The sequence below is a fragment of the Mediterraneibacter massiliensis genome (assembly GCF_001487105.1).
Taxonomy (GTDB): Bacteria; Bacillota; Clostridia; order Lachnospirales; family Lachnospiraceae; genus Mediterraneibacter; species Mediterraneibacter massiliensis.
Genome location: NZ_LN913001.1, coordinates 1,118,770 through 1,141,842, shown reverse-complemented (window position 1 = coordinate 1,141,842; position 23,073 = coordinate 1,118,770). Strand labels below are relative to the sequence as shown.

The 23,073-nt window shown below is 47.7% G+C and carries 21 protein-coding genes and 1 riboswitch; all 21 genes read right to left on the bottom strand.

All coding sequences use genetic code 11. The annotated features are described in order from the left end of the window. Positions 1-5: 5 nt before the first annotated feature. The gene (gene cobA, locus BN3282_RS09775; RefSeq protein ID WP_059068771.1) at positions 6-1,559 is read right to left on the bottom strand and encodes a uroporphyrinogen-III C-methyltransferase; all 1,554 of its coding nucleotides are present in this window, start codon (positions 1,557-1,559) and stop codon (positions 6-8) included. Then, positions 1,544-2,449: a hydroxymethylbilane synthase gene (gene hemC, locus BN3282_RS09770; RefSeq protein WP_059068769.1), complete on the bottom strand. Its 906-nt coding sequence runs from the start codon at positions 2,447-2,449 to the stop codon at positions 1,544-1,546. Before hemC ends, cobA begins: the two co-directional genes overlap by 16 nt. Next, a complete protein-coding gene (locus tag BN3282_RS09765) occupies positions 2,440-3,975 on the bottom strand; it encodes a cobyric acid synthase (protein WP_059068768.1) in 1,536 nt (511 codons plus the stop codon). Before BN3282_RS09765 ends, hemC begins: the two co-directional genes overlap by 10 nt. 2 nt (positions 3,976-3,977) lie before the next feature. Then, positions 3,978-5,063 carry a pyridoxal phosphate-dependent aminotransferase gene (locus BN3282_RS09760; RefSeq protein WP_242866625.1) on the bottom strand — a complete coding sequence of 362 codons (1,086 nt, stop codon included), beginning with the start codon at positions 5,061-5,063 and terminating at the stop codon, positions 3,978-3,980. A gap of 15 nt (positions 5,064-5,078) precedes the next feature. Beyond that, positions 5,079-6,056, bottom strand: a complete 978-nt coding sequence (cbiB, locus tag BN3282_RS09755; protein ID WP_059068766.1) for an adenosylcobinamide-phosphate synthase CbiB — start codon at positions 6,054-6,056, stop codon at positions 5,079-5,081. A gap of 16 nt (positions 6,057-6,072) precedes the next feature. Beyond that, positions 6,073-6,678 (bottom strand): histidine phosphatase family protein, encoded by a 606-nt coding sequence (locus BN3282_RS09750; protein ID WP_059068765.1) that lies wholly within the window; start codon positions 6,676-6,678, stop codon positions 6,073-6,075. Continuing rightward, positions 6,669-7,439 carry an adenosylcobinamide-GDP ribazoletransferase gene (locus tag BN3282_RS09745; RefSeq protein WP_059068763.1) on the bottom strand — a complete coding sequence of 257 codons (771 nt, stop codon included), beginning with the start codon at positions 7,437-7,439 and terminating at the stop codon, positions 6,669-6,671. Before BN3282_RS09745 ends, BN3282_RS09750 begins: the two co-directional genes overlap by 10 nt. A gap of 12 nt (positions 7,440-7,451) precedes the next feature. Continuing rightward, positions 7,452-8,525 (bottom strand): nicotinate-nucleotide--dimethylbenzimidazole phosphoribosyltransferase, encoded by a 1,074-nt coding sequence (gene cobT / locus BN3282_RS09740; protein WP_205408542.1) that lies wholly within the window; start codon positions 8,523-8,525, stop codon positions 7,452-7,454. Then, complete coding sequence (locus BN3282_RS09735; protein ID WP_059068761.1) at positions 8,522-9,946, bottom strand: cobyrinic acid a,c-diamide synthase CobB; 1,425 nt, start codon at positions 9,944-9,946, stop codon at positions 8,522-8,524. The genes cobT and BN3282_RS09735 overlap by 4 nt, the downstream gene beginning before the upstream one ends. Continuing rightward, positions 9,943-11,205, bottom strand: coding sequence for a bifunctional cobalt-precorrin-7 (C(5))-methyltransferase/cobalt-precorrin-6B (C(15))-methyltransferase (locus BN3282_RS09730; RefSeq protein WP_059068760.1), 1,263 nt, complete (start codon positions 11,203-11,205; stop codon positions 9,943-9,945). Before BN3282_RS09730 ends, BN3282_RS09735 begins: the two co-directional genes overlap by 4 nt. Next, on the bottom strand, positions 11,198-11,929 hold the full coding sequence (gene cobJ, locus BN3282_RS09725) for a precorrin-3B C(17)-methyltransferase (RefSeq protein ID WP_059068758.1): 732 nt from the start codon (positions 11,927-11,929) through the stop codon (positions 11,198-11,200). Before cobJ ends, BN3282_RS09730 begins: the two co-directional genes overlap by 8 nt. Continuing rightward, positions 11,922-12,782 carry a precorrin-4 C(11)-methyltransferase gene (cobM, locus tag BN3282_RS09720; protein ID WP_082667520.1) on the bottom strand — a complete coding sequence of 287 codons (861 nt, stop codon included), beginning with the start codon at positions 12,780-12,782 and terminating at the stop codon, positions 11,922-11,924. The genes cobJ and cobM overlap by 8 nt, the downstream gene beginning before the upstream one ends. Next, positions 12,779-13,525 carry a precorrin-2 C(20)-methyltransferase gene (gene cobI / locus BN3282_RS09715; protein ID WP_059068756.1) on the bottom strand — a complete coding sequence of 249 codons (747 nt, stop codon included), beginning with the start codon at positions 13,523-13,525 and terminating at the stop codon, positions 12,779-12,781. The genes cobM and cobI overlap by 4 nt, the downstream gene beginning before the upstream one ends. Continuing rightward, positions 13,522-14,658 carry a cobalt-precorrin-5B (C(1))-methyltransferase CbiD gene (gene cbiD / locus BN3282_RS09710; protein WP_059068754.1) on the bottom strand — a complete coding sequence of 379 codons (1,137 nt, stop codon included), beginning with the start codon at positions 14,656-14,658 and terminating at the stop codon, positions 13,522-13,524. Before cbiD ends, cobI begins: the two co-directional genes overlap by 4 nt. Before the next feature lie 78 nt (positions 14,659-14,736). After that, positions 14,737-15,510: a sirohydrochlorin cobaltochelatase gene (locus tag BN3282_RS09705; RefSeq protein WP_059068752.1), complete on the bottom strand. Its 774-nt coding sequence runs from the start codon at positions 15,508-15,510 to the stop codon at positions 14,737-14,739. A 202-nt stretch (positions 15,511-15,712) separates the two neighbouring features. After that, positions 15,713-15,904, bottom strand: a riboswitch (cobalamin riboswitch). Between the two features lie 118 nt (positions 15,905-16,022). Next, positions 16,023-17,816 (bottom strand): carbohydrate-binding domain-containing protein, encoded by a 1,794-nt coding sequence (locus BN3282_RS09695; RefSeq protein WP_059068748.1) that lies wholly within the window; start codon positions 17,814-17,816, stop codon positions 16,023-16,025. 165 nt (positions 17,817-17,981) lie between these two features. After that, a complete protein-coding gene (cobK, locus tag BN3282_RS09690; RefSeq protein ID WP_059068746.1) occupies positions 17,982-18,749 on the bottom strand; it encodes a precorrin-6A reductase in 768 nt (255 codons plus the stop codon). Positions 18,750-18,770: 21 nt separating this feature from the next. Beyond that, complete coding sequence (locus tag BN3282_RS09685) at positions 18,771-19,892, bottom strand: cobalt-precorrin 5A hydrolase (protein ID WP_059068744.1); 1,122 nt, start codon at positions 19,890-19,892, stop codon at positions 18,771-18,773. Between the two features lie 126 nt (positions 19,893-20,018). Then, a complete protein-coding gene (locus tag BN3282_RS09680; protein ID WP_059068742.1) occupies positions 20,019-21,377 on the bottom strand; it encodes an MATE family efflux transporter in 1,359 nt (452 codons plus the stop codon). Beyond that, a complete protein-coding gene (locus BN3282_RS09675; RefSeq protein ID WP_059068740.1) occupies positions 21,374-21,823 on the bottom strand; it encodes a MarR family winged helix-turn-helix transcriptional regulator in 450 nt (149 codons plus the stop codon). The genes BN3282_RS09680 and BN3282_RS09675 overlap by 4 nt, the downstream gene beginning before the upstream one ends. A 211-nt stretch (positions 21,824-22,034) precedes the next feature. Further along, entirely contained in the window at positions 22,035-23,060 is a 1,026-nt protein-coding gene (gene queA, locus BN3282_RS09670; protein ID WP_059068739.1) for a tRNA preQ1(34) S-adenosylmethionine ribosyltransferase-isomerase QueA, read from the bottom strand. Positions 23,061-23,073: the final 13 nt, after the last annotated feature.

Genomic DNA, 23,073 nt, shown 5'->3' with positions numbered 1-23,073 from the left:
ACTCCTTATCTGCCGCCGTATTTTTGCAGGATCAATTCTTCCATCCCATCCATGGATGCCACCGCTGCTACTTCTGTCTGCATGCCGTATTTTCTGGCTTCCTGCGCGGTCTGCTCGCCGATACAGACCGCCTGTATCCTTGAAAAAGAAAGCCCTTCCATTGCTTTGACAAAACCCTTCACCGTAGATGCACTTGTAAAAGTCACCGCATCGATCTCCCCATTTTCCAGCATAGAACCGATTTTTTCTTTCCATGCCTCCTCTTTTTGTATACAGGTACGATACAGCGCCACATCTTCCACAAAAAGACCCGCCTCATGTAAAGGAGGCACAAGCAGCGGGGAACCTTCTTTGGCTCTGAAAATGGTGATATGGCTTCCTGGTTTTGCCTGCTTTGCCAACATCCGTCCTAATTCTTCTGCATTATACATCTTTGGCACCAGATCGGCAAAGAAACCGGCTTCACAAAGCGCCGCCGCGGTGGCGGAACCAATCGCCGCTATTTTGATCTGAGATCTGCGGCACAAAAGTGTGCGGATATCCATCTTTCTCTTGCGAAGCTGCGCAAAAAAGGCGGAAACACCCACAGGACTGGTAAAGACCATCCACTCCTCGTCCCCTCTCGTGCCTGTTTTTTGAAGCGCGCAGTCGAATGCCTCGTTCGGTGAGATCTCCTCGGTGCGTATGGCGGGCAGTTCGATCACTTGCGCCCCCAGATCACGAAGTCGTTTGGCAAGAATGGAACTGTTCTGTACCGGTCTTGTTGTCAGAAACTGTCTTCCCCCAAGACTTCTTTTCTCTGCCCACGTAAAAGCAGACGAAAAGCTGCACACTGCGCCTACCAAAATGATAGCAGGAGGCTGTATCTCTGCCTGTCTTGCCTTCTTCTCAATATCTTGAAGCGTGCCGATCACCCTTCTTTGTTTTGCCGTCGTTCCCTTTTCTAACACTGCTGCCGGCATAGATTCTTTCATACCTGCCTCTAAAAGCCCTTTTACGATCCATCCAAGCCGTGCCATTCCCATAAGAAAGATCAGAGTTCCATCCAGACGGACCAATGAAGGAAAATCTATCCGACAAGACCCATCCTTTCTTGCGTGCCCTGTTATAACATGGAAAGAAGACGTCCAGTCCCTATGTGTGACCGGTATCCCGCCATAAGCCGGAACAGCCGTACAGGACGTAACCCCCGGGACTACCTCAAAGGGAATCTGCTCTCTTACAAGTGCTTCTACTTCTTCTCCCCCGCGTCCAAATACAAAAGGATCTCCCCCCTTTAAACGAAGGACCTTTTTCCCTTTTTTAGCTTCCCGTACTAAGATCCGGCTGATCTCCTCCTGGGGAACCAGGTGATTCCCGGAACGTTTGCCTACATGTATTTTCTCTGTCTGTGCCGGTATCTGCGTCAGAATCTCCGCACTGATCAAGGCATCATAAACGATTACATCTGCCTCTTTTATAAGCTGTGCTGTCTTGACTGTGAGAAGCCCTATATCTCCCGGTCCCGCTCCGGCAAGCCAGACTTTGCCAAAACCTGCCTGTTCTAACTCCTTTTCCATCTGCCTGCCTCCTTTTTCATTTTTTCAGCAAGGGATATGCCCAGTTTTTCTGCCTGCTCTTTATCTCCAGCAATCACATCCACCGCATACTCCTTCTGTTCTTCCTCATAATAGAGACCTCTTAATTCCAGCGTCTCCTGCTTTATCCGGGCATATGCCGCTACTGGAGATGTGCAGCCGCCGTCCAGTGCTTTTACGAAGGCTCTTTCTGCCCTGCCCGCGATCTGTGCCGCTTCATCCCGGACACCTTCCAAATAAGGGTAAACCTCCCCATACCTGCCCTGTATGGCTAAGATTCCCTGTCCCGCTGCCGGCAGGAGCTCTTTCACAGAAAAATATCGCCCAATAATCTCTTCCATACCAAGTCTCGCAAGTCCTGCTGCCGCAAGGACAGTCGCCGTATACTCCCCTTCTTCCAATTTGGAAAGACGGGTCTGCACATTGCCTCTCATCCCCACAAATCGGCACTGTGGATACAGCTTTTCAAGCTGCAGAGCGCGTCTTCTGCTGGAAGTTCCGATGACCGCCCCTTTCTTCTTTAGATCTTCTTCTGTTTTGCCCTCTTTTAAGAGCAGCACGTCTCTTGCATCTTCCCGTTTTGTACAGGCTAGGATCGGAAGACGTTCATCTGTCTCCATCGGCACATCCTTTAAACTGTGCACGGCAAGATCGATCTCCTTGTTCAGAAGAGCCTTATCCAGTTCTTTTACAAACAGACCTTTTCCGCCGATTTCCGCAAGACTCTTATCCAAGATCTTATCCCCTGTTGTTTTCATGGTGATGATCTCTACTCTTACACCTGGGTGCGCACGCTCGATCTGCTGCTTTACGATTTCTGCCTGTATGACGGCAAGCCTGCTCTGTCTGCTCCCTATCCTGACTATTGACATGGCATCTTATTTCCTTTCTCTATCATTTCATAAATTGCCTGCATATCCAGATTCTCACGCAGGATGTTCGCCAGAAGGTCATACTGCCTTTCCTTATATTCCTTTCGGTCCACCGCTTTTACGCAGTCCGCGCTGTATCCCTTCTTCTTAAGAAGCGCTGCTGCAAAACTACGGCTTGCCTCTCTACTGTCAAAAAAGCCGTGTATATAACATCCATATACATTTCCTGCCTGTGCGCCGTCTAGAAGATCTGCCTGTGCGCTCCCCTCCCCTGTCTGCTCCCGCATGGAAAGAAGGGCGCTCCCTCCTTCTTCCAGAATCGTGGTCCCCATATGGATCTCATAACCTTCCACCCAGACACCCTCCATGCTTTTTAAGTCACCGTCCGGTTTTCGTACTCTGCCTTGTACCCTCGTCCTTTTCTTTTCCTTTGTAAATACGGTGTGGACAGGGAGCAATCCTATCCCTTTTATTTCGCCTTGTCTCTCCACTCCGTCCGGATCTGCAATGGTTTTACCCAGCATCTGGTATCCGCCGCATATGCCAAACACCACACCGCCTCTTTTCGCATACTGCAGGATTTTTGCCTCCATACCGCTCTGGCGCAGCCACAGCATATCTTCCATGGTATTTTTGCTTCCCGGCAGAAGGATGGCATCCGGATCTTTTATTTCATCCGGATTGGATACATACTGCAAAGAGACCTCCTCCATACATTCCAACGGCGCAAAATCTGTAAAATTAGAAATACGCGGCAGACGCACTACTGCAATACGGAGCAGTCCTTCCTTTTCTTTCTTCTCAAACCGGCTTGTCAAACTGTCTTCTTCATCAATATCCAGATGAAAGTACGGGATCACGCCGCGCACAGCGATCCCCGTGCGTTCTTCCAGCATCGTAAGTCCCGGCTTTAAGATTTCCTTATCCCCCCGGAATTTATTGATGATCGTCCCTTTTATCCGCGCTCTTTCCTCTGCTTCTAAAAGCTGGATCGTGCCTACGATCTGAGCAAACACCCCTCCCCTGTCTATATCTCCTACAAGCAGTACCGGGGCGTCTATCATCTGCGCAAGTCCCATATTGACGATATCTCCGTCCTTTAGATTGATCTCTGCAGGGCTGCCTGCGCCTTCTGCCACAATCACATCAAAGGTACGGGACAGCTTTTCATAGGCTTCCATGATATAGGGAATGTATTCTTTTTTCTTTCTGTAATATTGAGCCGCAGACATGACTCCTTCTACTTTGCCGTTTAAGATAATCTGAGAGCCTGTGTCATTAGTTGGTTTCAAAAGAATCGGATTCATGGCTGCTATCGGCTCGATCCCCGCCGCTTCTGCCTGCATGACCTGCGCCCTTCCCATCTCCAGTCCTTCCTCTGTGATAAAGGAATTGAGCGCCATATTCTGAGATTTAAAAGGAGCAGCCCTATACCCGTCCTGGACAAGCACTCGCAAAAGTCCTCCCGTTAAAACACTTTTTCCCGCATTCGACATGGTGCCTTGTATCATAATCGGTCTTGCCATTTTCAGACTCCTTTCTGCTGTTCTTTTGCTTTCTGCCTGTAGATCTGCGAAACTGCCTCTATAAGCTTTTTATTTTCTTCATGGAGTTTTACCGCGATCCGGTAATCTCCTTGTTCAAGTCCTACATAATTCCGGCAGTCCCTGATCAAGATTCCTTTCTCTTTCAAAAGAGCAAACAGGTCAAAGGGACTGGACAGTAAAATATAATTTGCTGCAGAAGGAATATACACGATTCCCATCTTCTTTAATTCTTTCTCTATAAAACTTCGCTCCTGCGCCACATATTTTCGCATCTGCTCCGTTCGCTTTTTCTCTGCCGCCGATAATGCCGCGACGCCTGCCGCCTGCGCAAGTACGGAAACATTCCACGGCTGCATACAGGCGCGCATCTTGGCAAGGAGTCTTTCGTCCCGGGAAATACCATACCCAAGCCTAAGTCCAGGGATCCCATATGTCTTCGTAAACGCCTCCAGCCAGAACACACACCGGTACGCTTCCTTTCTGACAACCTCGTCTATCCTTCCGGCAGCGGAAGAAAATTCTGCAAAGCAGACATCAAAAACAACCCGGATATGCAGACGTTCACAGGTATCTAAAATCTGCTTTAGAAGCCCCTCTTCGATCAGCCTCCCCGCAGGATTGGAAGGGGAACATAAAAATAGTATGTCTGTCGTTTCATCCAGTCTTTCCAAAATCTCCTCCGTCACATCAAACTGCTCTTCCCTTTTTAAATATACATATTCTATTGTGCATCCTGCACTTTGTAAAGCACGTTCATATTCTCCGAAGGAAGGCACCGCCAGCAAGGCTTTCTTTGGCTTCTCCGCCTGCACAAGGGAAAAAATCAACTCTGCGGCGCCGTTTCCACAAATACAATATCTCTGCTCGATCCTTTTTGCCACAGACAGAGCCTGTAAAAGCTCCCGCCAATGTACATCCGGATACCGTGCGATCTCAGACACCGCCCTGTGCACCGCCTGCTGTACCTCCTGGCTTGGGCCGAAGGGATTGATATTTATAGAAAAATCCAGTACCTTGCCATAGCTATAAATATCGCCTCCATGCTGATATTCCAGCTGTTCTTCCATTTCTTGTCTCCTTTCCTACAGCAGAAGTACACATGCTTTGCCCCCTCCCAGGATAAGAAGGGTAAGAAATGCCGTCATATACAGCAGTTTTCCTGCACGGATAATGTCCTCTGCCTCTGGTTCTCTGTACGGAATACCGATCGTCTCTTTATGCACCCATTTTCCAAAATAAGACGCATCCCCCGCCAGTTCGATGTCTAATGCCCCTGCGCAGACAGACTCCGTCTGTGCCGCATTTGGACTGGCATGTTTTCTGCGGTCTTTTTTATATACTTTATACGCATTTTCCCCATCCAGCCCGAGTAAAAACGAAGAAAGGAGCATAATGACCGCACTGACACGTGCCGGGATAAAGTTCATCACATCATCCAATTTCGCCGGGATCTTTCCAAGATACAGATATTTTTCATTTTTATACCCTACCATGGAATCCATGGTATTCACAGCCTTGTAAAAGAAACCCAAGGGAGCTCCTCCCAAGAGCAGGAAGATAAGCGGCGCCACCTCGCCGTCTGAGGTATTCTCCGCAACTGTCTCCACCGCCGCTTTTATCACGCCCTTTTCATCCAGCGTATCTGTATCTCTCCCTACGATCATAGAAACCGCTTTTCTTGCCTCTGCGAGCGTCCCTTTCGTCAGCTTCTCATACACCTTTTTACTCTCTTTTCTAAGTGAGGCCGCCGCCAGAAGCTGATAGCACCAGAACGTTTCCAGAGAAAACGCAAAAATCGGATGGATCTTCTCTGCCAGGAACAAAAGCAAACATGGGGTACCTGTACTTACAAGAACAACCGAAACCCAGAGGAAGCCCCCTCCGATCAGAAGCTTTTTTTTCCTCTTTTCTTCTGTATATTTTTCACAAAAACGAAAAATCTGCTTTTCCAGAAAAGTGATCCACCTGCCGATCAGACGCACCGGATGATATAACCACACCGGATCCCCGAACAGCAGATCCAACAAAAAGCCTATCACACACGCTGCCAATGAAACCATGTTTTCTTCCTTTCCTTCATATTACTTTCAACGGTGTAATGTCCCGCATGCACCGCTTTCCTTCCCGAAATTTCTTTTCCTCCAGGATGGCCCTGTATCCTTTGCCATTTGCCGCCTGCCATGCATAAAAACCTCGTTCTTTTTCATCCAAAGCAGACAGGATCGCCATGATCGTACCGCCATGGACGACAAATGCCGCCTTTTTCACTTCGTTTCCTATCAGCAGTGTCTCTATGCTGCTTTTAAATCCCTGCACGCATCTTTTTCGAAACACTTCTTGGGATTCCCCTTTGGGAAACGGCAATGTTCCGTTGGAGGCAAGCCAACGGATATATCGGCTGTCTTCTTTTAATTCCTCATAGCTCTTCCCCTCGAATTCGCCAAAATCGCACTCTTTTAGTAGCTTTTGTATGTGCAGCCTCTTTCCCGGATATAAAAGTTCTGCCGTCTCTATGCACCGTCGCATGGGGCTTACGATCACCTGTGATACATCTGTATAATAAAACGGCGCTTTTCTATACGATGCTTTCGCATGCTGGGAAAGCGGTTCGTCCGTCCTGCCGATATACTGCCTCTTTTCATTTCCGGCAGTCGCAAGATGCCGGATCAAGATCAATTCCATACCCCGCCTCCTGCCAGCACCATCCCGGTGGCTGTAAACAATTCACACAGCGAAAGAAAATACCCTGCCAGATCGCCTGTGATGCCCCCGAATCTTACTCTGCTCATATGTCTGTAATACGCAAATATCACGCCTGCGCAAGCTGCCGCCACGAGGCACTTCTGCACATCCATCCAGGCAAGAAAGCAAAGCGCTGCCAGCATCCAGAAGACCATTACAACCCGCACGGCTTTTCTCTGTGCTCTGTCCTGAAATGTTTTTAGAAGTCCGCTGTCCTTTGCCGCCCGAAAGGTCACTACAGAAAAACCGCTCAATGCTCTGGACAGTACAAAAATGCAGGAGAGACCGGGCAGCATTTCCACCGTAACTTCGCTGTAGACCGCTGTACTCCACAACAAGTAGCATCCCATCCACAAAACAGCAAATGCCCCTGCATGGGAGTCTTTTAAGATGGCAAGCTTTTTCTCTCTGTCTGCGTAAGAAGAAAGTGCATCCGCCGTATCCATCAGCCCATCCAGATGAATCCCGCCGCTTATGAGAATTGGGATCAGCGTAAGCGCCGCACCCAAAAACAGTGGACTGCAGGACGTATGCCGAAGCAGAAAAGTCCCTGCAAGATACATGCAGATCCCTATCACAACGCCTATGACTGGGAAAAAACACATTGCATACTTCATATTTTTTTCTTTCCATTCCACCCTGGGAACAGGAATCTTTGAATACATGGATATCGCGATCAAGCATGCCTGTATCAGTCTCATCATCCTCTCCTTTTACAATACTTTATATTGCTCTACTTTTATCTCCTCAAAGGTACTCATCTCCCGGTACACGGACAGCCCCATATCCAGAAGGGGCATGACCGCCACAGCGCCGCTTCCCTCTCCCAGACACATATCACAGGTCAGAAATGGCTCCAGATGGAGTGCGTCTAAGATCTTTTTTCCTCCGGGTTCCTTCGATACGTGGGAAGGCAGCATATATCCGGCAGAAAGAGGTGCCATCCGCACTGCCCACAGCGCCGCGGCAGCCGAGATAAACCCGTCGATCACTACTGGGATATGGTATAAAGCACCGCCCAAAAAGGCGCCTGCCATTCCTGCAATGTCCAATCCCCCTACTTTCGCTAATACATCCAGCGGATCTTTCGGATCCGGCCTAAGTCTTTCCACTGCTGTACGTATCACTTCTCTTTTTCGATCCAGTCCGGCGCCGCTTAATCCGGCGCCTTTTCCGGTGACTGCCTCCACCGGTTCTTTCAATAATACGGAAACTACCGCACTGCTTGTGGTCGTATTGCCGATCCCCATTTCGCCCGTCGCCAAGATTTCATATCCCTCTTCTGTTTTCTCCTTTACAAGACGGATCCCCGTCAGGACTGCCTGCGCAGCCTCCTCTCTCGTCATCGCCGGTTCTACAAGAAAATCCTTTGTTCCATAAGAAATTTTATATTCTGGTCTTGTCACTCCCGGCACATCCCGGATCATACCGATATCCACCGGGAAAATATCCACTCCAGCACGTTCTGCCATCAGGCACACACTGGCGGCTCTTTTTGTAAAATTCTCCGCAACGACAGCTGTTACCTCCTGCCCGGTCTGGGTGACGCCTTCCTGCACCACGCCATTATCCGCACAGAAGATCAAAAGCCCTTTCTTCTCAAGCGTATACTTTGCCGTTCCTTTCATGCCCGCTATATCTGTCACCGCCTGCTCTAACTTTCCCAGGCTGAACAACGGTTTCCCGACCGTCATCCAGCGTTTGGCCGCAAGTTCTCTGCTCGCTTCATCTGCCGGCAGGATCTTTTTGAGCATGCGGATAAGCTGTATTTCCTGTTTTTCTTTCATATCGTGTTCTCTCCTGTATGTACCTTACTGTCTGCACATGCTTGTACAAATCTCTCAGCAAAAGGAAGGAAGGAGGGCAGATACAGGTGCGGGTATCCGGCAAACAGATTTCCTCTTTCGTGTATACAGTTCCAGGATCGTTTCCCATCCGGTTTTCGGGCAACACAGGCGCTGCCGTTGTCTGTACTGTCCCAATAATGAAACTCATGCCCGCGGATGACTTCGCCTTTTTTCAAATACGTTCCGTCGCAGTTTCCCTCCACATGGATATATCCAAACCGGACTAGTTTCCCCCGGAAGGAGGCATGTCCCTTTATCACGCCTGCCATCGGATATACGTTTTTCTCTCTGTCCGACAATGTCTCATGCAGATACATAAACCCTCCACACTCTGCCAGACAAGGAATCCCCTGTTCTACTGCTTCCTTAACAGCACGACGCATTTTTTCATTTTCTGCCAGCGTTTTCGCATATAACTCTGGATAACCGCCGCCCAAAAGCAGCCCTTTTATCCCCTCCGGAAGTCTAGTATCAGAAAGGGGGCTGAATTCTACTAGTTCACACCCTAATTCCTGCAAGACTTCTATATTGTCTCTGTAGTAAAATCCAAACGCCTCATCTTTTGCCACAGCAATCCGTATCAAAGATCTGCCCGGCATATGTATCCCGATATTTTCTCTGCTCTGGTCTCCTGACAAAGACCGGTCCGGAAATTCTGGGGCAGATGCGGCAATCTTGAACAGTCTTTCCAATTCCACTGTTTCGCTTACTCTGCGCCCGGCTTCTTTCATTTTTTCCTGCAGTCCTTTTAATTCTGCCGGAGTCACAAGACCTAAGTGCCTGCTCTCAAGAGAAAAGACCTCCTCCTCCGGAAGATACCCCAGCACCGGTATCTCGTATCCCCGCCTTTTTAATTCTTCTTCCAACATCTGTTTCATCCGGGGATACAGATGTTCCCCTGTCCGGTTTAAAATTATTCCCCGGATATTGCTGTCCTTTTGGAAGCAGATGATTCCTTCCACGATCGCTGCCGCAGACAATGCCATCCCCTTGGGAGAGAGAATTAAGATCACAGGTGCCTTCAATGTCCGTGCCACATCGTAGGAACTTGCCTCGTAAGAGTCCATGCTTATTCCGTCATAATACCCCATCACACCTTCTATGACTGCGATGTCTTTGTCTTTTGCCTGCCGACAGAACGTCTGGCCTATCTTCTCTCTCTCACAGAAAAACAGATCCAGATTGCCGGTTTCTATGCCCAGTACTTCCCTGTGAAACATAGGGTCTATATAATCCGGTCCACATTTATATGCCGCCGCTTTCCTGCCCTGCATAGACAGCGCTTTTAGCAAAGCACAGACAGTCACCGTCTTCCCGCTGCCGCTGGAAGGAGCCGCAAATACGATTCTTGGGATCTTCATGAGCACTCCTTTCCTCCTGCCGAGATAATATAAATGGGATTTTCTCCCATCATCATATGGAACTTTCCTAAACTGCGCGATCTTGCGACTGCCATCTGGATAACCTTGGCAGAAGGCAGAAGACCTTCCTCCATCGCTTCCATTGCCTCTTTGACCGTCTCCAGAGAGATTGCTGTCAGTACGATACGTACCTCCGGATTTTTCAAGCGTACTGTCTGCAGGATTGTTTTTAAATTCCTGGAACCACCCCCGATGAACACATGACTGGGGACCGGAAGATCTTCCAAAACCTCCGGCGCAGTCCCTTTCACAATCTCCATCCAGTCTGCCGCAAATTTTCTTTTATTTTCCTCCAGAAGAGAAACGGCTTCCGGATTTTTCTCTACTGCGTACACCCGGACAGAAGCGTCGCTTAAGGCTGCCTCCACAGAGACAGAACCGGTCCCTGCGCCAATGTCATAGAGAACCGCTCCTTTTTCAAGCTGCAGCTTGGATAAGCAGACTGTGCGTATCTCTTCCTTTGTCATAGGAACCTTTCCCCGGATAAATTCCGCATCTTGTACAGCTGCCCTGCACTTCACATGCGGATGTGCGTTCAGAAACAGTGCCACAGACAGCCCCTTTACATCTTCCGCCGTGAGATCTCCTGAGCGTTTTGCCAAAATCTGTTCATCCGGGTAGGACAGATTCTTTCCTATGACTGCCTGCATCTCTTCCAGCCCATAGTATTTGATTTTCCGGCAGATTTCTCCTTCCTGTCCCTTGGTTCCCAGTAAGAGAAACGTTTTTTCATTGTGCAGTATCTCATAGATAAAGTTTGCCTTCTGACCGTGCATACTGACGATCGCCGCATCCTCCCAGGAGATGCCAAGTCTTGCCGCCAGATACGATACAGAAGAAACACCTGGAAGGATGCTGACTGTAAAGTTTTGCAATGCCCGCACCAGATTCTTTGCTCCACTGTAAAAGCCCGTATCTCCGGAGAGTACAACGGCAAATGTATCTTCTGTCTTATGGTTCTTGATAAATCGTGCGATCTCGTCTGCACGATATTCTGCCAACCGTTCTTTGCTGCAAAACGCTTCTGCTTCTTCCGCAGACAGGTATTGCTGTATCTTGTCAAATACACTTCTTATCAGGCGCTCTGCCCCGATCACGCAGCCGCAGGCCAGAAGAACGTCTTTTACTTCCCCGGTGATCCCTTTGGGATCTCCCATTCCGATTCCAAGCAGATAAACCTTCTTTTCCTTTTCACACATCACGATATCCTCTCGGTGTTACCATTTTCCCTGCTATTTCTTTTGTCTGCTCATTTCCGATAAAAACCGTCGTGAACATATCTGTCTGTTTCTCTTTTAATGCCTCCAGCGTCAGTATCTCGTAAGATTCTTCTTCCCTGCCAATGTTGCGGACGATCCCGCATACTGTGTCTTTTCTTTTATATTCCAGCATACAAAGACACGCCCGCCGCAGATAATCTGCACGCTTTTTACTGGACGGATTATATAGACAGATGACAAAATCCGCCATTGCCGCTGCTTTTAAACGTTTCTCAATCTTTTCCCAGGGTGTGAGCAGATCACTTAAACTGATAACAGCGAAGTCATGCATAAGAGGCGCTCCCAAAAGCGCTGCTCCTCCGGATGCCGCCGTGATTCCCGGCACAATCTCCAGTTCTACCTCCGGGAAGTCTTTTTTGATCTCGTACATCAGCCCTGCCATTCCATAAATACCGGCATCTCCGCTGCAGACGACCGCAACATCCTCTCCTTGCTTTGCTTCCTCAAATGCCATCCTGCACCGCGCTGTCTCCTGCCGCATAGGCGTTGTCAGATAAACTTTATCTGGGAAATCCTTTTTCAAAAGATCTGCATATACCGTGTAGCCGATGATCACTTTGCAGCGCTGTATCACCTTCTTTGCCTGCAGTGTCATCTGTTCGCCAGCTCCGGGGCCCAGCCCCACTATATATGCTTTACTCATCCGCGCCTGCCTCCTTTTTGCCTATTCCCTGTATATCCTGTATCTGCTGTTCTTTGTTTTTTCTGCTGTCTGCCTGCAGTTTCTTCTGTTCTTCATAGGGAACATGTGCCTGTCTGTATTCTGTCGTAAACGCCGGATTATACAGTTCGGACCTTTCATATCCGCCTGCCAGTATATCTCCTACGACAATCAGTGCTGTTTTCGTAATCTGTTCTTCCTGTGCCGTCCGGGACAATTCACATACCTTACAACGGCATACTTTCTCATCCTCCCACGTTGCCTTATACACGATTGCTGCCGGAGTATCCTCCGGATAGCCGCCTTCTGTCAACGCCTGCTCCAGCTCTTTTAGCATCCCTGTGCTTAAGAAGATCACCATCGTCGCCCGGTGCGCCGCCCAGCTTTGGATCGACTCTTTGACAGGAACCGGCGTGCGCCCTGCCATGCGTGTAATGACCACAGACTGGGAGATACCGGGAAGCGTATACTCTGCTTCCAGAGCGGCTGCCGCTCCGCAAAAAGAACTGACGCCTGGACATATCTCGTAAGAGATGCCTTTGCTTTTTAACAGATCGATCTGCTCTTTGATGGCTCCATACAAGGAAGGGTCTCCGGTATGCAGGCGGACTGTTTTCTTGCCTTTTTCTTCCGCTTCCTCCATCACATGGAGCACTTCTTCTAAAGTCATATACGCACTGTTGTATATCTCACAATCTTTCCGGCATACTGCAAGCAGATCGGGATTTACCAATGAACCTGCATATATCACAACATCAGCTTCTTTTAGAAACATCTGTCCTCTCACCGTGATCAGATCTGCTGCCCCCGGACCTGCGCCGACAAATGCGATCATCTCTTTTCCTCCTTTACGATCAGCAGTGAATAATATCCCGCATTTTCCGGAATTTCTTCCACGCCTTTATAGATTCTCTCCTGCGGCATGCCGCAGTTTTCCACCATCTCAATCTCCAGCTTCTTACTCTTGACTGCCCGTTTTACTTCCGGCATTTTTTTCCCTGCCTTCATCAGTACTTTTGTACCGGGTAGCAAAAGTGCTTCTTCCACCCCATAGGACGCCGGGATCACATGCAGCTGTTCTTTATTTTCTGCCAGTCCCATGCCCAGCCGCGCCGCTGCCGCGCAAAAAGACGGCACCCCTGGGATCAATTCTGTATGATAGCCTTTTCGCTTCAGCCGTTTCTGCACATACAGACAGGTCGAATACAGACTCGGATCTCCCAGCGTGATGAATACTGTCTTTTTTCCCCTATCCAAAAGACGGGCGATCGCTTCCGTTCCTGCATCATGTATCTGCTTAAGCTGCTCTTTATCTTTAATCATCGGCATAGGAAGATATAACTTTGCCTTTTCCTTCACTCCTTCTATCTTCCCCTGCACGATCTGATAGGCCACGCACTGCCTGCGAAACGCTTCTGTCTCTTTTTCTTCTGCTTCTTCATAGATTGGAGTTGTCAGGCTTTTATCCGATATCGGAAGGATAAGGATATCCCCTTCCACAATCTTTCTTGCCGCCTTGAATGTGAGAAGTTCCGGATCTCCCGGTCCCACGCCTACGCAAAAAAATGTTCCGCTCATATGTCTTCTCCTTTTATTTTCTCAAGCAATCCTACCGCGCCCCCGGTCTCTCCTAAAACTCCTTCTTCCCGGGAAAACAAAATCGCTTCCGTCTGTATCCTGCCCTGACATCGCTGACGCAGATAAAAAGCTATCCGCTCCATGACAGATTCCATGACTGTATGCAGCAGACCTTCCTGTTTCAGCAGTTCGATCGCTTCCGCAGTCGTGACACAGTGCATGATCTGTCTGATACTCTTCTGTTCTGCGCCTGCCATCGCCGCATGAGAAGCCAACACTTCCATGCGGCAGTCCGCCTGCCTGGAATGGGTATTCATCACGCCTGCGGCTAGTTTGACCAATTTCCCCACATGCCCGATCAAAAGTACCGCCTCCATCCGTAAGTTTACCGCGTCATCCAAGGCTTCCCCAATGTAATTGCTGCATTTGACAGAAAGTTTTCCATCATATCCCAGTACTTCTTTTAAAAAATCGCTTCCATAATTTCCCGGTACCAGATAACACATCCTGCTGCCGTTTTCTCTTAACACTTTCATTTCCAGATAAATCGTATCTGTCAGTGCCTTTTCGCTCATTGGTTCTACGATCCCGCTCGTTCCTAGGATAGAAAGACCTCCTTCGATTCCCAGTCTGGGGTTAAAAGTACGTGCAGCCAGTTTTCTTCCCTCCGGGATCGAGATTATGATCTTAAGCCCTCCACTGTAGCCTGCTTCCCGGCAGACTTCCTCTGCCGCCCCAAGGATCATCTGCCGCGGCACTCTGTTGATCGCTGCCGCTCCTACCTTCTGCTCCAGGCCCTTTCGTGTCACTATGCCGACACCTTCTCCGCCTTCTAAAAAGATTCCCTGCTTCTCTGTCTTTTGTACATGAGCATGTACAAAAATCCCATCCGTAATGTCCGGATCGTCCCCACTGTATTTTCTTACCGCACACGCAGCCCCCTGCTCATACCGCTCAATGTGCTCCACATCCAGATACAGACAGATCCCTTTCGGTGTCATCAGTTTTACCTGCCTGATCTCCTCGCCCAGAAGCAACATATGCGTTCCTGCTTTCGCAGCGGCGGCGGCGCAGCTTCCCGTCGTATATCCAAAACGTAAACCCTCTTTTGTCTGTCCGATCTCCAATGTCACGTTTTCCTACCCCTTCTGCAATACTGCTGTCCGTACAGTATACTACCTTCTATATTTCTTCTTTACTATGCAGCTTTTTTACATAACCTCTTCAATATGTTCCAAAAATAAGTTCTGTATCCCTTCCATTTCCCCTAATCCACGTATCTGTGCACGCACTTCATAGCCTTCTTCTGTCAGTTCGCTCATCCAAGAGTCTTCTTCTCCGGCCATATCGTTTTGTGCGTGATCGCCGGCTACGATCATAAACGGCATCAACAGCACCTTCTTTTTCCCGGATATCTTCAATTTTGCCAGAACATTTTTCAGTTCCGGAAAACTTTCTACCGTTCCTACCAGCACCTGCTGATAGCCAAGCGTGTGAAAGGTATATTCCAGCGTCGGATAGGCGGCGTTGGCATGATGCTCTGTCCCATGTCCCATCAGAACCAGCATTTCATCCTCTTGCAATTCCACTTCAGACATCACCGCATGGATTGCCTTTTTATAATCATCCACGCTGTTTAGCAGAGGCTTTCCTACACGGATCTTTTGAAACGCGTCCATTTGCTCCATTAGATCGTCCATCATCCTGTCATTTTCAATTCCGTTAATAACATGTGTAGGCTGCACGATCACCTGTTCTATCCCATCGGCAGCCATTCTGTTCAGCGCTTCTTTTACAGTATCCACCTCTATTTGTCTTGTCCTCTTTAGCTTCTTGACGATCATTTGGCTCGTAAATGCCCGGTATACCCGGTAGTCCGGATACATGGCGGCAATTTTTCTTTCGATTGCTCCGATTGTCTTGTCCAGTGTGTCCAGATAGCTGGTTCCAAAACTAACAACCAGGATTGCTTTTTTTTCCTTCAAATTCTTTCACTCCTTTTTTAGCGCTTTATATACAGATGGGAATCTAATTGCCAGAACCGGCAGATATGCTCTCTTTTTGACAGAATCCTGTTCTTTTCTTTAAAATGTCTATCTATGCTATCCTCTAAAGCTTTATGCTCACAGAGCATAAAACTGTATGTCGAAAATATAGAATTGCCTGTCTGGTCATATTCCCGTAACCATTCTTCTTCATTTAAAAGCGAGTCTTCTGACTTAAGTCTCACACACGGCATTCCGCCTTCCCATAATCTAGTTACAGTGGCATACAGGAACACCGCTTGACTAATACAGCAACGGGCATTGCGCAGGATTCTCACCTGACTTCCTCCTATCCGCTCAAACAGGCGGATCTTCTTCTAAATGCATATGCGGTTGATTCGTATTCGCAGGACGACTCCTTGGTGATTAAAACTTGTTTTATTTTATCATATACCTGCATACAAGTAAAGCCTGATACTTTTATGTATCAGGCTTTATACCAAATGCTCTGTCTATCTTCTTTTCTTTATGCCACATACGGTCACGCCTGCTATGCATGCGCCTGACAGAAGCAGTATGCCCAGCATAGGCAGCATATTCACAACATCGCCTGTATGCGGCGTCGTACTGGTTATCTGTTCTGTCTTTTTGTCTGTACCGTCTGTCTTATCTTTATCCGTTTTCCCCGTATCTGTCGGTTTATATGCAGGATCTGCGGCACCACATATCGTACATTTTCCATCTTTATATACATGTTTTCCAGTTGCCGGAATCTGAACCGACTGTACATCTGTATACTCTGTTCCCTGGAAATTTACTTTTGCCGTATAGACTGTTTTTCCAGCCTTTACACATGTCGGATCTGTAGTCTGCGCCGTAATGACTGCATCTTCTGTGAATAGATGCCCTGCATTCTGTGTACAGACAAACTCTGCGGAAGCGCCTGAGTGATCCGCTGTCCAAGTCCAGACCGACACGTCCCACGTATGACTGCATATCGTCACGCTTCCACTGGCCGGCACAGGTTCTTCACTTCCTCTTGCGACGAAATAAGATTTCCCATTCTGGTCTGTATATACCTCCAGCCCAAAAGCATCGAAGCCATCACCTACTGTAATACCTACACTTTTATCTTTCATCACACCTTCTGCCAACTTTCCGCCGGCCGTATGAGAAAGTGTAACGGGCGCTTGCAGATAGATACCGCCGTTTCTTACATTTCTGATAACTGCTTTATCTGCTGCGCTGGAAACAGCCTCTGTCACTGTATCTGCTCCGGTGATCCTGATCTGACCGTCCCGAGATACCATAGCACTCTCGTCTTTTGACACCACTTCGACTTTGCCGCCGGTGATCTCTATGCCGTTCCATCCATATAATGCATTATCATCAGAAGTTACGTTAACTGTACCGCCCTCTATCTTCAGAGTGCCATCGGAAGACTCGATACCTCTGGAACCATTGACGATGATCTGTGTCTCTGCTCCTGTAACCGTAATATCTCCCTCACTGTACAGCGCTCCGCCTGTAACATTGCTGTTGATGACCATATTCTCTGCCTGGATGCCGCCGGTTCCGCAAAAGATTCCGTACGGATCCGCCTCTTCTGCTGTATTATCTACTGTCATATCCAGCGTACTGTTTTTTAACGTAACAGAGGAAGGGATATCTTCATCTGTATCAGAATCATACGTCCGTGCAAATATGCAAGTATCCTTTGCCTGTATCCCGACATTTGCATTCTCTATCGCGACCTCTCCTTTTGCCGCATACATTCCTACTTGGTCTGATACGATCTGCATCTGCAGACCTCCATCGATAGAGATATTTTCTGCATATAAAGCCGGATAGTCTCCCGCCGCATTGGCCAGCATCTCGCCGGTTCCCGATACATGCAGACGACTGCCGTCCGTATAGATGTTATTTCCCCCTTGTGTGTACAAAGCCAAGACAGCGCCTTCTGCCACCTGTACATGCAGATCAGGAGAATTCCAGCTATACAATGCGCTCCCGTTTATCCTTGCCGCTTCACTGCCCAAAGATACCTTTCCTTGTATCAGCACCGTAAATGCACCTTCTGCTGTAATGCCAACAGACTCTGACACAGAAACATTTTCCAGCGTCAATGTCTGTGCAGCCGTATCCAGCGTAGCCGTTCCGCCGCCGATCGTGTTTGCCCCTTCTGTAAGCGTCTTATTTCCAATCCGTACAGTCGTACCTGCCGCTGAAACAGTCATGGGAAGCAGGGCAGCCGAAAGAACAAAAACCAGAAGAAGTCCGAGCAGCTTCTTTCCTCTTTTTAACATAAAAACCTCCTTTCGATCTATGCCAAATCTGAAGGAGGTCTGCCTCTCTTATTCAGGGATATTTCTTCCTATCCTTCCAGATATGAACAAGATCTCTCCCCCCAAACGAATGAAAGGGATATTCTTCTATTTCCTCTCTTAGGATAGCATATTTCTACTGTTTTTTCAATCTGGAACCTTCGCCAAATATGCCAGATATTCCAGTACTTCCGCCAGATTTTTGCCTTCTTCTCTCGGACGTCTGATCACCACAAGTTCCGTCCCCGTTTCTTCCGCTGCCTGTCGTTTTTCTTGAAATCCCCCTGCCTGTCCGGATTCTTTTGTCACAAAATACGCCGCCTTTACCTGTCTGAGCAGAGCGATATTCATCTCCTTTGAGAAAGGTCCCTGCATGGCGATCAGATGTTTACCTTCGAATCCCAACTCTGCCGCCTGTTTCACAGAAGACACTGTAGAAAGAACCCGTGCATAACACCGCTTTTCAAAACCGGGGATCCGCCTGTATTCTTTCAATTCCTTTGTGCCTGTCGTGAGCAGGATGTTTCCCTTTGTGTCTTTTAAAAAAGCTGCCGCCTCTCTCACACTGGCAAATACTTTCATTCCCCCACCGCTGTCTTCCTCTTCTTTTTCCCGCAGACAGCGCACATATTCACAGTCTGCCTTCCGGCATGCCTTTTGAATGTTCTCCGTCACCTCGCGGGCAAAAGGATGCGTAGCATCGATGACAAGTTCTATTTTTTTATCCCAGATAAATGCACACATCTGAGAAACTTCCATTCTGCCGCTCATCCTGTTCACATGTTCTATATGACCCAGAATTTCTTTTCCATACTCCGTTGCCGTGCTCACATAGCAATCCAGGCATAATTCTCCTGCCCGTTTCGCGATCAAACGCCCTTCTGTCGTCCCGGCAAATACTAAGATTTTTTTCATCTTTTCCCTTTCCCGCCCGTTTCAAAACTGAAGCTGCACTTTCTGTTCCACAAGAGCGACCGTCATTCTGCCTAATTTTTGTTTATGCAGAAGTATTCGCCCCTGCGGACAAGCAAAAATCGCCGCCCGTTCACATACATTGTCCACTCCCGTCACCTGCTTTACGAAAGCAGAGCTTTCTACATTCAACTCCGTCGGCAGCAAAGTCTCCACTGTCTGCAGCTGCTCTGCCGTATAGGTGTGAAAAGGAACTTGATACTTTTGAGCAAGCTCTAAAAGCCCTGTTTCTTCTTTTTTCAGATCTATACTTGCGATTGCCGCCATACGTGCCAGAGACATCCCTTCTTTTTGAAATACCCGGCAGATTTGTTCTTCCAGGACATAACAGGAGAGTCCTTTTCTGCACCCAATGCCTGCAATGATATTTTGGGGAAAAAGAAACAGAATGTGCTCTTTGTCTGCTGCGCTTTTTTCGACAGGCATTTCTTTTGCTCTTTCCTGTTCTTCTGTCACCGCAATACCCAGTCCGCCTGCTTTCTTCATCTTTTCCAGACTTTCGTAAGGCACCAGTTCCTTCGGGAGATTCCCCTCCCATCCATAAGCACTGTAGAAACCAATCTTTTTCTCTTCCAGCACAGCCGCTGTGATCCGCTTTGCCAGTTCCCGTTTCTCGATATACAGCCCATTTCTGCGTGCAAAGACATCCACCGCGAATTTTTCCTGCACATCTGTCGCCGTTGTAAGGACTGGAACTGCTTTCGTGCTGGCCGCTATCTGTCTGGCAATCTCTACTGCATTTCCCATATGCCCGGACAGAATTGGTATAATGTACTGTCCCTTTTCATCCATGACCAGAACCGGCGAATCTGTATATTTATCCTTCACCCAGGGTGCAATATAGCGCACAGCTATGCCCGCCGCCCCTATAAATAAGAAGCCGACTCTGCCCCACTGTGCTCCGATCCATTTGCCTAGCAAAGAAGGAAGTACCTGAAGCGTCTCCATGCCTTCTTTCCCCGCATATTTCTGCAAAGTAAAGCCGTTGCATACGAACCCTTGTTTTTTCAAGATACGGCTTATTTCTTCATTTTTTTTACTTCCGTTTTTTGTAAAACTGCATATCACAAGAGGTTTTTCTTTCATTACTGCTCTCCCCTTCCCCAGTATGATCAGTATAACATACTTACAGAATAAATCTATTTCTTTTCTGTGCCGGCTTTTTCATGCCGGCTTTTTTATCCTTGCACAGGAATATGTATTTTACGCTTTCTAAATCGCGGAGAGTGCCTTTTTAAATCGTGCCGCAAACAAAATCGCCGTAAATGTGACCGCGATCGTATCTGCGATAGGTTCTGCCATATATACGGCAAAAGTCGGATTTGCTTTCCATACTGCCGGCATAATATAGATCAAAGGGAGCAGCAGCACGAACTTTCGCATGACAGCTACCACGATCGATTCTTTCGCTTTCCCCAATGCATTGAAGGTCATCTGGCACGCAACCTGTATGCCAAATAAAACCATTACCGCCATGTAGATCCGCAGCGCCGTCTTAGTAAACTCCAACAATGCCATGTCAGATGTGAACATTGCAGCAAATCCCTGTGGAAACAGCATGACACACAGCCATAAGATTCCAGCATAGCACATACTTACCTTCAAGAGTAATGTAAAAGCAGCCTTTACTCTGTCCTTATTACGGGCACCGTAATTATAACTGATGATTGGCTGCGCGCCCTGTCCAAGTCCCTGCAAAGGAAGCATAGCGAACTGCATGACACTGGTTAAGATCGTCATAGCTCCCACTGCAATATCTCCTCCATATTTTAACAAAGAAGAATTAAAGCAGACTGAAATAATACTTTCACTCGCCTGCATGATAAATGTAGAAACGCCCAAAGCCAGGCAGGGAAGGATCACCTTCTTTTTTAACCTCAAGTTTTGCTTTTTGATCTTCAAAACCGTCTTTTTTCCAAACAGAAAATGCAGTACCCATATACAGGAGAGCGCCTGTGAAAGAATTGTCGCAAGGGCTGCTCCGCGTACTCCCATTCCAAAGCCAAAAATGAAGATAGGATCCAGTACAATATTTGTCACTGCACCAATTAAGACAGAAAACATCCCTGTTTTCGCAAATCCCTGTGCCGTGATGAAGGCGTTCATCCCTAAGGTTAACTGTACAAACACAGTGCCAACGGCATAGATGTTCATATAGCTGACCGCATATTCGATCGTATTTGGGCTGGCGCCAAACGCAAGCAGCAGCTTCCTGTTCCAGAGCAGTAAAGCCGTTGTCAGGAGAACTGATATGATAACCTGCAGGCTGAAACAGTTTCCCAGTATCTTCTCCGCTTCCTCTGGTTTTTTCTTTCCCATGCAGATGGATGCACGCGGAGAACCCCCGTATCCTACCAACGCCGCGAATGCCGATACGATCATGATCAAGGGCATACATACACCGACCCCAGTCAGAGCCAATGCGCCGGTCTTTGGAATATGTCCGATATACATACGGTCAATAATATTATACAACATATTGATTAGTTGTGCTGCCACTGTAGGAAATGCCAATTTAACAAGGAGTTTCCCCACCGGTTCTTTTCCTAGAAAATCTTTCTCTGTATTCATCTGTCTGTTCCCCTTTCTGCCACTTTCTGTACATTTTGTAAGATTCTTTCTCCATATTGTAAGTACAGCTTCTTTTCTTCTTCTGTAAAGTTATGGAAGATAATTTTCCAGAACTGCTCCTGGACAGCTTCTATATCTGCCATGACAAGCTTTGATGTAGGAAGCATATGAAGATGGATCTTTCTTCTGTCCTGTACGTCCTGTTCCCGCTTTATCAAGCCTTTCTGAATGAGAGACTCCACTGCCTTGGACACGCATCCCTTCGACAACATGCGGAACTTCACAATATCCATCGCGGTATCTTTTCCCGGATTATGCTGGAGAAAACTGATAATGTCTGTTTCTATCCCTGTCAATCCATGCCGTTGTGCCACTTCGTGCAGCATCTCTTCATAAAGTCGGATGCTCTTTCGTATCCTTACCCAGTACGCTGTATTTTGATACATGTTCCCACCTCTCCGCAAAAGTTTTTGTATAAATAGTTTTTATATAAACCTTTTATCAGTGAACTATTATACACCTTGTTTCTTTTTTGTCAATTCTTCATCATGGAGCTTTTCTCAAAATTTGCAGCTTGTATTTCACGATATATATAAAAACCCGCAATAGTCCGATGTCTTCGTACTATTGCGGGTTTTTCATCTCTGTATCACAATCCTATTTAATAAACATGGCATCCCCAAAGCTAAAAAAACGATATTTTTCCCTAACGGCCTCCTCATACGCTGCCATCACATGCTCTTTTCCTGCCAGTGCCGAGACGAGCATGATCAGGGTGGATTCCGGCAGATGGAAATTGGTGATCAGACAGTCCAATACTTTAAATTGGTATCCCGGATAGATAAAAATATCCGTCCAGCCGCTGCAGGCATGAATCTGCCCTTTTTCATCCGCCGCGGATTCGATCGTCCGGCAGCTGGTCGTACCGACACAGATCACACGTCCGCCCTGCGCTTTCGCGCGATTGATCTTTTCTGCCGCCTCCGGTTCGATCATATAGAATTCTGAATGCATATGATGCGCCTCTACATCATCCACCTTTACCGGGCGGAATGTTCCCAAACCGACATGCAGTGTCACCCGTGCGATCTCGATTCCTTTTTCTTCTATTTTCTTTAGAAGTTCCTGCGTAAAATGTAGTCCGGCAGTAGGCGCCGCCGCAGAACCTTCATGGGAGGCATATACTGTATTATAGCGTTCTTTATCCTGCAGTTGATGTGTAATGTACGGCGGAAGCGGCATCTGCCCGAGCTGATCTAGGATTTCCTCAAAAATCCCTTGGTATTCAAAGCGGATCAGACGATTTCCTTCTTCCACGACATCTACTACTTCTCCGGTGAGCAGTCCGTCGCCAAACCGGATCCTCGTACCCGGTTTGGCCTTCCTGCCTGGTTTCACAAGTGTCTCCCATATATCCTTTTCTTTTCGTTTTAAAAGGAGTACCTCGATCTTTGCTCCTGTCTCCTCTTTTGCTCCGATCAGCCTTGCTGGAATGACTTTCGTATCATTGATGACAAGGCAGTCTTTCGGATGCAGGTATTGGACGATTTCTTTAAACACATGGTGTTCTGTCTGACCCGACTCTTTATCAAGCACCAGGAGACGAGAGTCTGAACGCTTCTTTAAAGGATCCTGTGCGATCAGTTCCTCCGGCAATTCATAGTAAAAATCACTTGTCTTCATTCTGATTCCTCTC

What these genes read in the sequence shown, in the direction of transcription:
- cobA (WP_059068771.1), bottom strand. Translation starts at nt 1,559, where the DNA reads ATGGAAAAGGAGTTAGAACAGGCAGGTTTTGGCAAAGTCTGGCTTGCC.
- hemC (WP_059068769.1), bottom strand. Translation starts at nt 2,449, where the DNA reads ATGTCAATAGTCAGGATAGGGAGCAGACAGAGCAGGCTTGCCGTCATA.
- BN3282_RS09765 (WP_059068768.1), bottom strand. Translation starts at nt 3,975, where the DNA reads ATGGCAAGACCGATTATGATACAAGGCACCATGTCGAATGCGGGAAAA.
- BN3282_RS09760 (WP_242866625.1), bottom strand. Translation starts at nt 5,063, where the DNA reads ATGGAAGAACAGCTGGAATATCAGCATGGAGGCGATATTTATAGCTAT.
- cbiB (WP_059068766.1), bottom strand. Translation starts at nt 6,056, where the DNA reads ATGGTTTCATTGGCAGCGTGTGTGATAGGCTTTTTGTTGGATCTGCTG.
- BN3282_RS09750 (WP_059068765.1), bottom strand. Translation starts at nt 6,678, where the DNA reads ATGGAATTGATCTTGATCCGGCATCTTGCGACTGCCGGAAATGAAAAG.
- BN3282_RS09745 (WP_059068763.1), bottom strand. Translation starts at nt 7,439, where the DNA reads ATGAGACTGATACAGGCATGCTTGATCGCGATATCCATGTATTCAAAG.
- cobT (WP_205408542.1), bottom strand. Translation starts at nt 8,525, where the DNA reads ATGAAAGAAAAACAGGAAATACAGCTTATCCGCATGCTCAAAAAGATC.
- BN3282_RS09735 (WP_059068761.1), bottom strand. Translation starts at nt 9,946, where the DNA reads ATGAAGATCCCAAGAATCGTATTTGCGGCTCCTTCCAGCGGCAGCGGG.
- BN3282_RS09730 (WP_059068760.1), bottom strand. Translation starts at nt 11,205, where the DNA reads ATGTGTGAAAAGGAAAAGAAGGTTTATCTGCTTGGAATCGGAATGGGA.
- cobJ (WP_059068758.1), bottom strand. Translation starts at nt 11,929, where the DNA reads ATGAGTAAAGCATATATAGTGGGGCTGGGCCCCGGAGCTGGCGAACAG.
- cobM (WP_082667520.1), bottom strand. Translation starts at nt 12,782, where the DNA reads ATGATCGCATTTGTCGGCGCAGGTCCGGGGGCAGCAGATCTGATCACG.
- cobI (WP_059068756.1), bottom strand. Translation starts at nt 13,525, where the DNA reads ATGAGCGGAACATTTTTTTGCGTAGGCGTGGGACCGGGAGATCCGGAA.
- BN3282_RS09695 (WP_059068748.1), bottom strand. Translation starts at nt 17,816, where the DNA reads ATGTTAAAAAGAGGAAAGAAGCTGCTCGGACTTCTTCTGGTTTTTGTT.
- cobK (WP_059068746.1), bottom strand. Translation starts at nt 18,749, where the DNA reads ATGAAAAAAATCTTAGTATTTGCCGGGACGACAGAAGGGCGTTTGATC.
- BN3282_RS09685 (WP_059068744.1), bottom strand. Translation starts at nt 19,892, where the DNA reads ATGAAAGAAAAACCTCTTGTGATATGCAGTTTTACAAAAAACGGAAGT.
- BN3282_RS09680 (WP_059068742.1), bottom strand. Translation starts at nt 21,377, where the DNA reads ATGAATACAGAGAAAGATTTTCTAGGAAAAGAACCGGTGGGGAAACTC.
- BN3282_RS09675 (WP_059068740.1), bottom strand. Translation starts at nt 21,823, where the DNA reads ATGTATCAAAATACAGCGTACTGGGTAAGGATACGAAAGAGCATCCGA.
- queA (WP_059068739.1), bottom strand. Translation starts at nt 23,060, where the DNA reads ATGAAGACAAGTGATTTTTACTATGAATTGCCGGAGGAACTGATCGCA.